The 14,508-nt window shown below is 66.0% G+C and carries 14 protein-coding genes; 1 reads left to right on the plus strand and 13 read right to left on the minus strand.

Translation table 11 applies throughout. From position 1 onward, the window contains the following. Window positions 1-57: 57 nt before the first annotated feature. From ACO07J_RS01610 to ACO07J_RS01620, 3 genes are all read right to left on the minus strand, one after another. A complete protein-coding gene (locus ACO07J_RS01610) occupies window positions 58-873 on the minus strand; it encodes a hypothetical protein (RefSeq protein ID WP_422025675.1) in 816 nt (271 codons plus the stop codon). 113 nt (window positions 874-986) lie between these two features. Then, window positions 987-1,748, minus strand: coding sequence for an SDR family oxidoreductase (locus tag ACO07J_RS01615; protein WP_422025677.1), 762 nt, complete (start codon window positions 1,746-1,748; stop codon window positions 987-989). Window positions 1,749-1,885: 137 nt separating this feature from the next. Continuing rightward, window positions 1,886-3,784: an acyl-CoA synthetase gene (locus tag ACO07J_RS01620; protein ID WP_422025679.1), complete on the minus strand. Its 1,899-nt coding sequence runs from the start codon at window positions 3,782-3,784 to the stop codon at window positions 1,886-1,888. 247 nt (window positions 3,785-4,031) lie between these two features. Here ACO07J_RS01620 and ACO07J_RS01625 point away from each other — a divergent pair, with 247 nt between their 5' ends. Then, on the plus strand, window positions 4,032-5,051 hold the full coding sequence (locus ACO07J_RS01625; RefSeq protein ID WP_422025681.1) for an extracellular solute-binding protein: 1,020 nt from the start codon (window positions 4,032-4,034) through the stop codon (window positions 5,049-5,051). Between the two features lie 258 nt (window positions 5,052-5,309). On the opposite strand, the gene ACO07J_RS01630 is transcribed toward ACO07J_RS01625, so the two are convergent. The 10 genes from ACO07J_RS01630 to ACO07J_RS01675 all read right to left on the minus strand — a co-directional run bounded on the left by ACO07J_RS01630 (window position 5,310) and on the right by ACO07J_RS01675 (window position 14,438). Beyond that, window positions 5,310-5,984 (minus strand): nitroreductase, encoded by a 675-nt coding sequence (locus tag ACO07J_RS01630; RefSeq protein ID WP_422025683.1) that lies wholly within the window; start codon window positions 5,982-5,984, stop codon window positions 5,310-5,312. An 11-nt stretch (window positions 5,985-5,995) separates the two neighbouring features. Beyond that, on the minus strand, window positions 5,996-7,138 hold the full coding sequence (locus ACO07J_RS01635) for a TFIIB-type zinc finger domain-containing protein (RefSeq protein WP_422025685.1): 1,143 nt from the start codon (window positions 7,136-7,138) through the stop codon (window positions 5,996-5,998). A gap of 14 nt (window positions 7,139-7,152) precedes the next feature. Beyond that, window positions 7,153-8,136 (minus strand): alpha/beta hydrolase family protein, encoded by a 984-nt coding sequence (locus ACO07J_RS01640; protein ID WP_422025686.1) that lies wholly within the window; start codon window positions 8,134-8,136, stop codon window positions 7,153-7,155. A 50-nt stretch (window positions 8,137-8,186) separates the two neighbouring features. Further along, window positions 8,187-9,314, minus strand: a complete 1,128-nt coding sequence (locus tag ACO07J_RS01645) for an SPFH domain-containing protein (RefSeq protein ID WP_422025688.1) — start codon at window positions 9,312-9,314, stop codon at window positions 8,187-8,189. A gap of 20 nt (window positions 9,315-9,334) precedes the next feature. Continuing rightward, window positions 9,335-10,297, minus strand: coding sequence for a DUF2927 domain-containing protein (locus ACO07J_RS01650; protein WP_422025690.1), 963 nt, complete (start codon window positions 10,295-10,297; stop codon window positions 9,335-9,337). An 8-nt stretch (window positions 10,298-10,305) separates the two neighbouring features. Next, window positions 10,306-11,505 carry a toxic anion resistance protein gene (locus ACO07J_RS01655; protein ID WP_422025692.1) on the minus strand — a complete coding sequence of 400 codons (1,200 nt, stop codon included), beginning with the start codon at window positions 11,503-11,505 and terminating at the stop codon, window positions 10,306-10,308. Window positions 11,506-11,518: 13 nt separating this feature from the next. Next, on the minus strand, window positions 11,519-12,421 hold the full coding sequence (locus ACO07J_RS01660; RefSeq protein WP_422025694.1) for a 5-bromo-4-chloroindolyl phosphate hydrolysis family protein: 903 nt from the start codon (window positions 12,419-12,421) through the stop codon (window positions 11,519-11,521). Between the two features lie 5 nt (window positions 12,422-12,426). After that, window positions 12,427-12,642: a hypothetical protein gene (locus ACO07J_RS01665; RefSeq protein ID WP_422025696.1), complete on the minus strand. Its 216-nt coding sequence runs from the start codon at window positions 12,640-12,642 to the stop codon at window positions 12,427-12,429. Between the two features lie 115 nt (window positions 12,643-12,757). Further along, entirely contained in the window at window positions 12,758-13,576 is an 819-nt protein-coding gene (locus tag ACO07J_RS01670) for a TerC family protein (RefSeq protein WP_422025698.1), read from the minus strand. 76 nt (window positions 13,577-13,652) lie between these two features. Continuing rightward, on the minus strand, window positions 13,653-14,438 hold the full coding sequence (locus ACO07J_RS01675) for a phenylalanine 4-monooxygenase (protein WP_422025700.1): 786 nt from the start codon (window positions 14,436-14,438) through the stop codon (window positions 13,653-13,655). Window positions 14,439-14,508: the final 70 nt, after the last annotated feature.

The raw sequence follows: 14,508 nt of genomic DNA on the forward strand, positions 1-14,508 counted from the left end.
ACGCCGCCAGCCCCGCTGGCGGCGTTTTTCCATGCCCGCCGATCATCTCTCCAAGCCTCACTCGGGGCTTTGGGGCGCCGCCTTCGTTCGTCGACGGCGTAGTCGCATCCAAAGATGGACAATCGGCTTGAATGGAAGAAGCAGGGTTTTCACCGTTCTGAAGAACCAAGGATGCGCCGCATACATGGTCCATCGCGCAAAATCATCCGCCTCGCGTTCCTGCTCAGGTTCCCGCCCGCCCTCGAGATGCCCGCACACATGGTGCCCCACCTCGTGATAAAACGTATGCTCCCCCACGATCCGCCGCCACCACCGCAGCAACCCCCGTGCCCGCCCGGCGGGCCAGGTCAGCACGATGGCCGACTCGCAGATCCGGTAGAGACCGACATACTCCATGTCTCCCGACCACCCGATCACGTCGATCCGCGAGACGTCGCCAAGCGCCACACCCGGTGTCCGAGCCCACCGGGCAACATACCCGGCAATCCGCTCCCGGTCCTCGATCTCCTCCGCCACGAAAACCGGCGTCCCGTCCGTCAAATGCAGCACCGGTTCTGCATCGCTCATCTTCGCCATGAAATCCACGACGCGCCGATGCCGGTCATGCAACCGCGCTGCTCGCAACCGCCCGATCTCCGCCCGAAAGGCAGGCACATCGAGCGTATGAAGCAACGACAGAAGCACGCCCAGATACAGGAATGACGGCCCCTTCGGCCGCGCGCCCCACGCCGCCGAGTCGAGCTTCGCCAGAACATGCGGCACGGCCCCGGGCCCGACATCGACCAGGCGCCGCCAGGCATCCCGTCGGATTACGGTGTCGCGGGTGGCCACGCCCTGAAGAAGGCGGACGACCGCCCGCTCGACATCACTCATTGCCTTGATAGATCGACATGGGCCCTGCCTTTCATGCCTGTATTTCTACAGCAATCCGCCCACGGGCCAAAGCCGGCACAGACCGTGCCGGCTTCTTTCTTAACAACCTACCCTCACACCTTGCAGATCGAGTTCCCTCCGTCCGCCAGCATCGCCGAGCCGGTCACGAAACTCGCCATGTCCGACAGCAGGAACAGCGCCGCGTCGGCGATCTCCTCCGGCTCCGCCAGCCGCTTGAGCGCGTGCAGGCCCGCGATGAAGGCCGCCGTCTCCGGGTTCGTTGCCGCATCCAACGCGATCCGCGTCATCGTTCCGCCCGGCATCAGCACGTTGGCCCGGATCCCCTCCGCCCCGTGCTCCACCGCGATGCCCTGCATGAGCCCGACCAGCCCGGCTTTCGAGGCCGCGTAGGCACCCATCCCCGGCAGGGTCGCGGTGTGGCCGATGAACGACCCGGTGAAGACCAGCGAACCGCCGCCCCGCGTCCGCAGCGCCGGGATCTGTGCCCGTGCGGCGTGGTAGCTGGCGGTCAGGTTGGTCGCCAGCACCTCGTCCCAGTCCTCGGGCGCCGTCTCGGCCACCATCGCGCCGCTCCCGAGGATCCCGGCATTGTTGAACGCCCCGTCCAGCCCGCCGAACCGCTCTGTCGCCATGGCGACCAACGCGTCCGCGTACCCGGCCTCGCACACATCCCCCGGCACCGCAACGGCGGCCCCGTTCGACTGGTTGATCTGCCCCTCGATCTGCCGCAGCTCGGCCTCTCGCCGGGCGCCCAGCACCAGCTTCGCGCCCTGCTCCGCAAGCTTCAGCGCCGCCGCCGCCCCGATCCCGCTCGACGCACCGGTGACGATGATGATCTTGTCCTTCAACAACATGGGTAAACTCCTTTTCAGATGTCGCAGGCGCGACCATGGCCGCACCCGCGCCACCGCTCGACCCGGATCATGCGGTGGCATGACCCGGATCCTGCGCTTTCCCGAAAAGTCGTTTTCTGAAACCCCGAAGCGCGGGCTCAACCGCCCGCCGGCTTCGCCCATTCCCAGGGCCGCGTGAACCGGCCCAGCACCTCTTTCAGCTTCGCCTCGTCCACGTCGCCGGTCTTCTCGATCCGCGCGGTCAGGCCCTGCTTCTTCGAGTCGATCACCTCGACCACCCGCGCGGCCAGCCCTTCCTTCTCGAGCTCGGCATTGTAGACGCGGGTGATGGCCCGCTTGCGCAGGTCGGGCTTGAAGACCTTGCCCACCGCCGTCTTCGGCAGTTCCGGCAGTACCTCGATGAACTTCGGTTGCGCGGCGCGCTCGTGGACATGGGTCTTGCAATACTCCACCAGCTCCTCGCCGGTCACGCTCCCGCCCTCGACCAGCTCGACATAGGCGCAGGGGATCTCGCCCGAATAGGCATCCGGCTGACCGATCGCACCGGCCATCGCCACCTCGGAATGCGCCATCAGCGCCTCCTCGATCTCGGCCGGGTCGATATTGTGCCCGCCCCGGATGATCAGGTCCTTCGCCCGGCCCGTGATCCAGAGATACCCGTCCGCGTCGATCCGGCCCAAATCGCCGGTGCGCAGGTACTTGTCGTGATAGTACAGCTTCTCGTTCTTCGTCGGGTCGGTATAGGTGTGGCCGGGATAGACACCGGGGTTCGAGATGCAGATCTCGCCCACCTCGTCGGTCGCGGCCTCCACCGGGTCCTCGGCGTTCCCGGCATTGTAAATCCGCACATCCGTATAGGGCAGCGGGCAACCGACCGAGCCCACCTTCTTCTCCCCCGTCGGCGGGTTGCAGGCCACGAGACAGGTCGCCTCGGTCAGCCCGTAGCCCTCGATCACCGCCATGCCGGTGGCCGATTCGAACCGCTTGAACAGCTCCAGCGGCATCGGCGCCGAGCCGGAAAACGCGTTCTTCACCGTCGACAGGTCCGCATCCACCTTGCGCTGCATCAGCGCCGACACGGCCGTGGGCACGGTGATCACGAAGGTGATCTTCCACCGCTCGCACAGCTTCCAGAAATTGTCGAACACCCCGTCGCCGCGATAACCGGCGGGCGTTGGAAACACCACATGCGCCCCCGACTTGATCATCGCCATCAGGATCACGTGCGTCGCGAACACGTGGAACAGCGGCAGCGGGCACATGATGTTGTCCTGTTCCGAGAACAGCAACTGATCGCCCAGCCAGCCGTTATAGACCATCCCCGAATACCGGTGCTGCGCGACCTTGGGCATGCCCGTCGTGCCGCCGGTATGGAAATAGGCGCCCACCCGGTCGCCCGCGGAATCGGCGAAATCGAGCGTGGTGTTCTGCCGCCCGGCCTCGGCCACGAAATCCTTGATGTCGGCATGGTGCTTGCCGATCATCTTCGGCCGCAGGAAGGGCACGATCCAGCTTTTCGGCGGGCGGAGGTAGGTGTTGAGGTCGATCTCGAGGATCGTATGCACCTGCCGCGCGTGGCGCACCGCCTCGGCGGTCTTCTGGGCGATATCCGTCTTCGGGAAGGATTTCAGCGTCACCACCACCTTGGCGTTGGTCTCGCGCAGGATGGCACCGATATTCTCGGGCTCAAGCAGCGGGTTGATCGGGCTGGCGATGCCGGCCACCATCGCCCCCACCATCGCCGTCGCGGTCTCGAGGCAGTTGGGCAGGATCAGCGCGACCACGTCGCCCTCCTCCACCTTCAGCGACCGGAACAGGTTCGCGGCCTGGCAGACCTGGTCGTGGAACTGCCGCCATGTCAGCGTCTGCGCCGGATCGGTCGCGCCGGAAAACAGCTGGTAGCTGATCGCCGGGCGGTCGGGAAAGGCCTCCGCCACGTTCCGCAGCATCTGGTAGAGCGTTTCCGGCCGGTCCCGCTCCTCCCACGGCACCTCGTTCTGAATGTCGAGAACGTCCTGACGCGTGGCAAAACTCATTGCCGTCTCCTCCCTTCGCGGCGGATTGCCAAGTGGATCCGCCGTCATTTCCTCCGTTGGAACAGCATGAAAGCCTTTGGCCTTCGGCGCAAGTTTTACGCTGCGTTTTCCGGTCGATCGGCGCCTTCCTCCGGTGCGTCCCCCCGGGCCCGGCGCCGATTATCCGATTTGACTTGACTAATTTTGTCAGACATATGATCAGAAAACCCAGAAATTCAGTCGGAATATCGAGGAAGGATCACTCCGAATGCACCGTCTCACCCGCACGCTGACCACCGCCGCCGCGCTCATGGCCCTTGCCGCGCCCAGCTTCGCGCAGGAGGTCAACATCTACTCAAGCCGTCACTACGATTCCGACGACGTGCTGTTCGATGCCTTCACCGAAGAGACCGGCATCACCGTCAACCGGATCGAGGCCGACGCCGACGAGATCATCGCCCGGCTCGAGGCCGAGGGCGACAACAGCCCCGCCGACATCTTCATCGCCGTCGACGTGGGCCGCATGGACCGCGCCGAAGAGGCGGGCGTCCTGCAGCCCTTCACCTCCGACGTGATCGAAGAGCGCGTGCCGGAACAGTTCCAGCACCCCGAGAACCTCTGGTTCGGCGTCTCGCAGCGCGCGCGCATCATCTTCTACGCCAAGGACCGCGTCGAGACCCCGCCCGCCACCTACGAGGCGCTGGCCGAGCCCGAGTGGAAGGGCAAGATCTGCATCCGCTCCTCCTCGAACGTCTACAACCAGTCGCTGCTCGCCTCGATGATCGAGGTCCATGGCGAAGAGGCCGCCCGCGACTGGGCCGCCGGCATCGTCGAGAACATGGCCCGCGCGCCCCAGGGCGGTGACACCGACCAGCTGCGCGGCCTGATCTCGGGCGAATGCGACGTTGCCGTGGCCAACCACTACTACTTCCTGCGCGGCTTCGGCGGCGACGTTGACGGCCTCTCGGAAGAGATCGACAGCATCGGCTGGGTCTGGCCCAACCAGGACGACCGCGGCGCCCACGTGAACCTCGCCACCGCCTCGATGACCGCGGCGGCCCCCAATGCCGAGAACGCGGTCAAGTTCCTCGAGTTCCTGACCAGCGATTTCGCGCAATCCCACTTCGCGGCACAGAACAACGAGTACCCGGCCGTCGAAGGCGCCCCGGGCGCCGAGGCGACCGACCGGCTGGGCGAGTTCAAGGCCGACGACACCACCCCCACCGCCGCCTTCAGCCGCAACGCCAAGGCGGCCCAGACCATCTTCAACGAGGTCGGCTGGGACTGATTTCGTTCAGAGACGACGAGTTGAACCCCTGCCCGCATCTGCCGGCGGGGGTTTTCTTTTGGGTATCGTCTGGCAACAGCGCGGAATCGAGGCCGAAGGCCGCCGCGCATCGGCGGGCCGCCCCGACGGACCGGCGATTTGGTGAGGCAGGTGCACCCTCGTGAGCATGGAGGGACGTGGCCACCATAAAGCACCAGGCCAACCCCGTCGGATCGCCGCCCCACGGCCCGCCGATGCGCGGCGTCCGAGCCAGACCCCTCACCCCCTCAGATCAAGCAACTCCCGCACCTTCGCCCGCTCCGTCCGGAACGCGTTGGCCGGATGATCCGGATCCTCGTACCCGAAGGAAATCGCGCACAGCACCATCCGGCTGTCATCGAGCCCGAAATGGCCGCGGATGAAATCGGCATAGCCCGCAACCGAGGCCTGTGCCACCGTCGCCACCCCCTGCGCCGTCGCGGCCAGCATGAAGCCCAGCACGAACTCCCCGCAATCATGCGCGCCATAGGCCCCCAGCTTCGCCTCCGAATGCACGATCGCCACGTGCGGCGCGTCGAACAGGTGGAAGTTCCGCATCGCCTGCTCGGCCCGTGCCGCCCGGTCCTTCCGGTCTATCCCCACGGCACTGTAAAGCTGGTAGCCACAGGTCCGCCGCCGCTCGCCATAAACCCCCGGATAGTCCTCGGGCCAGGCGAGATCCGGCCCCGGCTTGCCACCGGCCACCTCCTCCAGCAACGCCGACCGGAACCGTTCCGTCTCGTCCCCTTGCGTCACCACCACCCGCCACGGCTGGGCATTGCACCAGGACGCGGCCTTGCCCGCCGTCTCCACGATCCGGCGGGTCACCTCCTCCGGCACCGGCTCGGGCCGGAACCCCCGGCAACTGTAACGCCCGTCCATCACGCGATTGAGCGCGTCGAAATCCTCCGGCACTCGGGCCTCCTTCAACTGTTTTGCGAAATCAAGTAGCCCACGCCACCCGCCACGATCAGCCCCAGCACCACCGCCACGGCGATCTTCCACGCCGACCACGGCCGCTCGCCCTGCACCCGGCCGGTGCGGCCGTTGACGACGAAACGATAGGTCTCGCCCCGGTACTTGTAGGCGGCCAGCCACACCGGCAGCAGCACGTGCTTGAAGGTCACGTCGCTGATCGCGGTGTCGATGTCGTGGATCCTCTGCCGGTCGCCGCCGATATCGAACCGCACGTCGCGGGCGATCACGTTGTCCATATGCGCCCGCGCCTCGACGAACCCCTCTTCCAGCTCCACCTGGTAGCCCTCGGCCCGGAACCCGGCCAGGAATTCCGGCCGGTAGGGCTCCATCGCCGACAGGTCCCACGGCTCCAGCGCATCCGTGTACCGCTTGGGCAGCGTCCGCGAGGCCAGCACCAGCACGTCGTCGAAGAACCGCGCCACCCGCCCCGACACCGAGCGCCAGCGCACCTTCTGCACCCTGACCTGTTCGCGCTTGCCGTTCCGGGTCACCGTGCGGGTCTCGTAGTAGACCGTGCCCCGCTCCCCCCGATAGCTCGACTTGGTATCGGCATCGAAGGTCCAGTAGGGCACGTAGATCCCCTGCATCTTCCGCCCCTTGCGGGCATACTCCTGCAAGCCCCCCGGCGCGAACCACAGCCGGCCCAGCCACTCGGTCATCGCCGTCCTTGCCGCCCGCTCGTCCAGTGCGAAAGGCAGCACCCCCTTGGGCTTGATATGCCGGTGCGTGCCGGTGCCGGTGACCACGGGCGTGGCGCAGAACGGGCATTCCTTGGAATGGGTGGCGTCGTCGAACTCCACCCGCGCCCCGCAGCTCGGGCATTCCAGAACCCGCGTCTCCTCGATCTCCTCGTCGCCCAGCTCTCCGGCCAGCGCCGACTGGAAATCCAGCTCGCGGATGGTTGATTGCCACGGCCCCGCCTGCGCGATCTCCTCCACGTGCCCGCAATGGTCACAGACAAGCTCCCCCCTGTCCGGGTCGAACCGGTAATCCGCCCCGCACTGCTCACAGGGGAACCGGTGCTCTTCCGGGGCAGCGGGCGGCGGAGCGTCGGCTTCGGCGTCGGGCGCGGGGGGCGGAGTGTCGACCATGGGCAAACCCTGAATTACTGCGTGATATCGGCGCCGAGCATACCCGAGCCCAGCCTGCGCGCCACCTCTTCGGCGATCCGATCGTGAATTTCCGCCCGATCGTGTTCTTCCAGACCGGTGCACAGCCGGTCATCCCCCGTCTCCTCCGCCAGGATGGCCGGCCCGCGCCCGGTACATTCGGGGAAGGCATCGAACCGGTCCGCCCCGTCAACCCGCCCATAGGCCACCGCCCCGGCCAGCTGCGCGGCATCCAGGGCCGCCGGCACATCCTCCGCCGCCCCGAGGTTGAGCACATGCGCGGTCCCCGACAGGTCGGCAAAGGACGCGGTCTCGAACGCGGCGGCGAATTCCGGATCGATGGCCACCACCGACGCCACCCGGCCCTCCTGCAACGGCCCCTCGAGCGGGCCAGTCGCCACATCGTGCAGCGACACGCCGGCCGCATCGAACCACCCGCAATCCATGCTCTGCCCCGGTGCCTCACAGGCCCCCGCCACGGCCCCGGCCGACAACCGCGCCCCGGCCAGCTGCAGCACGGCGGTGCCGCCAAGGAAAACGCCCACGGCGCCCACCCGGCCCGGGTCGACGCGCGGATCTTCCTCCAGAACGTCCAGGGCCGCCGACATGTCCTTCGGCCGTTGCCACAGCTCCGCCGGCGCCCGTGTCGCATCGGCGGGGCCAAGCGCAGGGCCGCGCACCACGGCGACGGCGTACCCCTCCTTCACCAGCCGGATGGCCAACCAGTCGCCACCCCCGGGCGCCGAGCGCATTCCACCATGCGACAATAGCACCAGCGGATGCTGTCCCTCCAGCGCGACGGCACCCGGCGCCGCGTCGACCGGCGCGAACACGGCGGTTCCGCCCACGGCCTCCGTTTCAACATCACCGGCAGGATAGAACAGGGTGATCGCCACCGCGGCCTCGCGATGGGCCACCGGCACCTCAAGCTGCTCGACCCCGGCACCGGCCACGGCCACGGCGGGCAAGAACCCGGCCACAAGGCCAAGACCTGGAAGCAGGAACCGGCGACACTCGGCGTTTGGCCCCATCACGCCCCCGGCGGGGGCGGCGGCAGGATGGTGAACAACTGCGCCAGCTCCTGCACCTCCCCGGCCTTGAGCCAGCCATCCTGCCCTGCGGTCCAGACAAGGCTGTCGCGGGTCAGCTTGTTCTCGCTGGCCATCCGCCCCATCGCCGCCTTCGAGTACGGCCCATGCGTCTGCCCGTTCTCGGCGATGTGCCAGACATGCTCGACCGGCGGCGGGGGCGGCGGCGCGGCGGCCGGCGCCTGCTGGCCCTGCCCGTTATTGCCCCACGGCCCTTGATTGCCCGACAGCTGCTGCGCCATCGCCATGCCCATCCCCATGCCAAGCCCGGCCCCGATCCCGGCGCCCCCGCTGGGGTTCTTCGCCGCCGCGGTCATCGCCTCGGCCGCCGAATACTGGGTGAACTTGCCCAGGTCGCCCGCCAGCCCCATCGAGGTGCGCTTGTCCAGCGCCTCCTCCACCGCGGGGGGCAGGGAAATGTTCTCGATATAGAACTCCGGGATGATCAAGCCGTACTCCGCCACCACGGCCGAGATTTCCGACGCGATCAGCTTTCCCAGGTCGGCCGTGTTCGCCGCCATGTCCAGCACCGGAATGCCGCTCCCGGCAATGATCCGGCTGAAACTCTGCACGATGATGTTGCGGATCTGAAAGCTGATCTCGTCCATCGTGAACTCGCCATCGGTGCCCACGATCTCGCTGAGGAACTTCGCGGGGTCGCTCACCCTGACCGAGTACGTCCCGAACGCCCTGATCCGCGTCGGCCCGAACTCCGGATCGCGCAGCATGATCGGGTTCTTCGTCCCCCATTTCAGGTCGTTGAACCGCGTCGTGTTGACGAAATAGATCTCCGACTTGAACGGCGACTGGAACCCGTGATCCCAGTGCTGCAGCGTCGTCATGATCGGCATGTTGTTGGTCTCGAGCATATAAAGCCCCGGCGTGAACACGTCCGCCAGCTGGCCTTCATGCACGAACACCGCCGCCTGCCCCTCGCGCACCGTCAGCTTGGCGCCGTACTTGATCTCGTGCCCCTCGCGCTCGAACCGCCAGACCATCGTGTCGCGCGTGTCGTCGACCCAGTGGATGACGTCGATGAACTCGCCCGTCAGGAAATCGAAAATGCCCATGTCTCAGGTCTCCTCAAATATCAAATCTGCCCCGGGTCCCCGTCCAGTATCCGGCTGATCAGCGGGCGGGCCTGATCCAGCGTCATCCCCGGTTTCAGGCTCGGATGATACAACAGCCGCAGCAATTCTTCATCATGTGTCGTCAGGAAGGCAAATTCATTGTCGTCGTTGAAGATCGACGGGCGCGCCGTCGCGCTGTCGTTGTTCATCCCGAGCCCCTGCGCGATCTCTTCGTGAATGCACGACCGGCGCATCAAATCGGGCTGTTCGCTGCGAATGAGCACGATCGTCTTTTCCAGCGTATAGCTCGCACCGGGCCGCCCGAAGGTCATGACAAAGCAGTAGAACTTGCGCGGCGGGTTCTCGAAGATGTCCCGCGACGCGGCTCCGATGGTCGGGGCCAGCGCCAGAACCCGGGCCACCGTATCCTGCCGGTCGTCCTCCGAGGCGATGATCACGTGGAAGTTCGGCGCATTGTCATCGAGCGCGATATCGTGCCCGGTGACCCGCGACAGCCGCGCCGCATAGCCGCGGATCGAGGCCGTGTCGCCCTCCTTTATCTCCTCCGGAACGGTCTTCCCGTACTCGATGGCGATCCGCACGGGCTTGACCCATTTGCGCAGCAGGTCCGGATCGTCCTTAGATTCCTGAAGCCCCGCGCCCGGCACATATTCGTTGTAGAACGCGATCCGCTCGAAATTGCGCGAAATGTCCCGCTCGGTATAGGGCGTGTCCACCCCGCCGCCGCCCGTCCGCAACAGGCCCTGGGTCAGCAATTGCGCCTGAAGCCGATTGTAATACCGGCTCAGCGCCGCACTCTCGGCCGAGGGCTCATGGGGCTTTTCCGTCACCAGCCCGTCGGGCCGGGCATGCGGCTTGCTCGTCGGCACCTCCGGCGTTTCGCAGGCCGACAGCGCAAGCACGCCGGCAAGCGCGCCGATCCGAAACGGCCTCTGCCACCCAGTTCCGAATGCGTTTTTCAAATGATGCCTCAGCTCTTCGGCACGGCGGTGCCGGCAGTGTCGCCAACCCCGTCGCGGCGTGACTTGGCCGATGCCAGCGTGTCGCGCAGATCCTTTTCCATCTTCTTCAGATCCTCCTCGGCGGCGGCCCGCTTGGCCTTGCCCTCGTCGGCGATCTGCAGGCTTTCCTCGATCGTCCCGATCAGGTCGGCATTGGCCTTCTTGACCGCCTCGATATCGAACACGCCGCGTTCCATCTCCTGCCGGATCATCTTGTTGCTCTCGCGCAGGTTCTCGGCATTGGCGGTCAGCAACTCGTTGGTCAGGTCGTTGGCATCCCTGACCGCCGCCGCGGCCTCGGCCGAACGCTGCATCGTCACCGCCTGCGCCAGCTGCGTCTCCCACAGCGGCACGGTGTTCACCAGCGTCGAGTTGATCTTGGTGACAAGGCTCTTGTCGTTCTCCTGCACCAGCCGGATCGACGGCAGCGACTGCATCGTCACCTGCCGCGTGAGCTTCAGGTCATGCACCCGGCGTTCCAGGTCATCCCGCGCCGCCCGCAAATCGCGCAGCTCCTGCGCCTTCATCACCTGTTGATCCTCCGGCGCGACCTGTACTTCCTTGTCCTTGGCCGGGATCACCTGCTCGTCCAGCTCCTTCAGCTTCTCCTCGCCCGCCGCGATATACAGCGCCAGCTCGTCATAGAAGGTCAGTGTCTTGTCATAGAGCAGGTCGAGCGACTTGATATCCTTTAGCAGCACATGCTCGTGGCCCAGCAGATCATCCGTGATCCTGTCGATCTGCCCCTGCACGTCCTCGAACCGCGCGGTGAACTTGGCAAAGGGCGCGGCCCGGCCCAGAAGCTTCTCCCACCACGTCCGCTCGCGCCGAACGTCCAGCTCCGAGACCGAGAAGCCCCGGATCGTCGTCACGATGTTCCGCAGGCTGTCGCCCGCCGGGCCCACATCCTTGTTGCGCACGCCCGACAGCATGGATTGCGAAATCTCCTGCAACTCCGCCTGCGCGCCCGAGCCGAAGGACACGATCGAGTTGGTATCGCTCATGTCGATCTCGTCCATCCGCTTGCGGATCTCGGCCCCCTGCGCCGGGTCCGCCTGCGCCAGCGGCACGATGGCATTGGCCTCCGCCGGCTCCGGCAGGATCACGCGGCTCACTTCCTCGACTTCGGCCAGCGAGGCCTCGGCTTTCTGGCGAATGTTATCAGACATGACGTTCGGGTCCTTATCCGTTGGGGTTGGCCGGGCGAATGCCCTCGCGTTCAAGCCGGTCGCGCAGCACCTCGATCTCGATCTCCAGATCGGCGGAATCGTCGCTCAGAAGCGCCCGGGTCTTGGCGTTGAAATTCTGTTCCAGATCGGTCAGCAGACCGAAATAATCCTCCCGCGCCCTGGCATCGCGGGACCGCGCGTAGACATCGGCGAACTTCACCGTCGCGTCCTTCGCGCCCATCAGGTACACCGTCAGGTACTTGCGCGCCCCGGTCAGGTCGCGCGGATCGTTCTCGACGGTGCGCAGCATCTCCCGAACGCTGGCCTGGAACCGCTCGACCCGGCCCTCGGCCTGCCGGTCGCCGGCACGCTGCACCGCGTCCCACATCTCCCTCAGATAGGCCTCGGCCTTGTCCACGGCCCGCGCCACCCGGTCGGTCTGGAACTGGTCGACGCCTTCCATGCCCTTGTTCTTCATCGGGTCGACCCCGAAGGAAAACACATGCAGCCCCGTCGTCACCGCGCCGAAGATCACCGGCGCCACCAGCCCCGGCTCGGCCTTGTAGGCGGCAATCGCAATCCCCAGCCCCGCCAGGATGGACGAGAACAGCTTGCGCGGCATGCCCGGGCTCCGCGCCACCTTCCGCGCATTATACGCGGCCTCCGCCCTCAGCCCGTTGCGCAGCATCCACGCCGACAGCGCCAGCACCCCGGCCGAGGCCACGCCCAGCGCCAGCCCGGTCGCGCCAGCGGTGATCGAAGTGAACAGCACCACTGCCGCGGGCAGGAACATCAGGTTCGCCCGCGCACCGGCCGGATCGACCCGCGCCCCGCGAAACAGAACCGCGTCGGTCTGGTCGGGCCCCTGCGCATCGCTGCCGTCCGGGCTGTATTTGCCGCCGAATTTCCGCGCCATGCCCTTCACAGCCCTCCAAGCAGGCCGCTCGTGACACCGAGCATCAGGATGAACAGGGCCGCATAGGCGATTTTCTGCACACTCGTTCCCCTTGTGGTCAGCGCGATCTCCTGTCCCAGCGACCGGGCCTCGCGCGTGGCCCGCGTCAGGGCGGACACGGCGAAACCGGCCAGCGCAACCAGCGCCAGTGCCAGGATAACGAGCATTAACAGGCGCGCCATGCCGGGCCATCTCCCGCTGTCGGTGGCTCTTGACTCCCCCGAAACTTAGGTCATGGCGTCAGGCGTTGCTAGGGTAAACATCGCCTTAACACCCTGTCCCGCCCCGATAACCGCCTCAATGGCGCGACGCCGTGCGCCGCTGCGCGTTCAGCTTCCGGGTATAGCCCGACTGGATCACCTCCACCGCCACCAGCACGATGACCGAGAAGTAGAAGGTCGTCTTCGACATCGGCACCACCTCGTAGCCGAAGAACCGCAGCGCCAGCGCCTCGTCATGCACCGCATGCGCCGCCGCCTGCCCCGCCTCGCCCAGCAGCACGACACCGACGATCAGCAGGATGAACAGGCCCAGCACCTCGTACATCCGGTTCTTCTCCAGGAACCGCGTCACCCCGTCCGCCAGCAGCAGCATCGCCAGCCCCGACAGGATGATCGCCGTCGCCAGCACGAGGAACACATCCGTGATCGCCAGCGCCGACAGCACCGAGTCGAAGGAAAAGATCAGGTTCATCATCACGATCATGATCACCACCTGCGCGGCCGACTTGCCCGGCTTGTCGCTCATGTCCGTATCCAGGTGTTCGATGGTCAGCATATGGCTGATCTCCTTCACCGCCGTGTAGATGATGAAGATACCCCCAACGATGAACACGCAGGTCGCGAAATTCACGCCCCCGGTCAGAACCCCCTCCCAGTCGAACACGTAGAACGGCTCGGCCAGCGCATCGATCAGCTCGATCATCACGAATAGCAGCACCACCCGCAGCGCCACGGCAATGATGATCCCCCAGTACCGCACCGATTTCTGCTGCGCCACCGGCGCCCGCTGGGATTCGATCGAGATATAGAGAAGGTTGTCAAAGCCCAGCACCGCCTGCAAAAAACACAGCATCAGCAGGTTGCCGAGGTTTTCGATGGTCAGAAGATCGGCCATTGGACACGCCCCTTGCATTGAAAATCACACAGAGGGGCTTAGCCCAGACAGGCGCGTATAGGAAACGAAACCTCGCTCAGGCCGCCTTGTCGAACGGCGCCGGCAGGTCGCCCTGCTCCCGCGCCCCGTCGATCGCCGCCTGCCAGTCCTCCTCGAGCGTCGCGGCAAGCTGGGCGAAATCGTCGATGGCGAAATAGACCGGCTGCACGATGTCGATCCGGTAGGGCATCCGCAGCACCCGGTTCAGGTCGAACGGCTCGATCACCGCCTCGCCGCCCGTGGCATGCGCGGCCTCGGCGGGCGACGACACGATCCCGGCGCCGAACGCCCGGTACCCGTCCCCATGGCGGATCATCCCGAACTCCACCGTGAACCAGAACAGGCGGAACAGGTGCCAGCTATAGCCCTTGCCCAGCGCCTTCGCCTTCTTCCCCACGCCCTCGATGAAGGCCACGTAATCGGGGTTGGTCAGCAGCGGGCAATGACCGAACACCTCGTGAAACAGGTCCGGCTCCTCGATATACTCCATCTGCTCCCGCCGCCGCAGGAAGGTCGCCACCGGGAACTTCTTCTGGCTCAGCAGGTCGAAAAACCGGCTCGGCGGAATGATCGCCGGCACGCCTTCAACCCCCGCCCCGGTCAGCTCCGCCAGCCGCGCGTCGATTTCCTTGACCTGCGGCACCTTCCCGGCCTTGAGGCCCAGCAGCTCGACCCCCTCGAAATACTCCGGTGTCGCCTTGTCCCGCAAATACACCATCTGCGCCTCGAACAACTCGCCCCAGACGGCATCCTCCTCCGGCGAATAGCTGTAAAACCCCTCCGCATCCGGCGTTTTCGACGTATAGGTGCTGTTCGTGTCCATGGCCTCTCTCCTTTCCACCATCCTACCACGACGCGGCTGAAGAGTTTTCCCGATCGCCCTCTGAAATCCG

The sequence above is a fragment of the Roseovarius sp. genome (assembly GCF_965228755.1).
Taxonomy (GTDB): Bacteria; Pseudomonadota; Alphaproteobacteria; order Rhodobacterales; family Rhodobacteraceae; genus Roseovarius.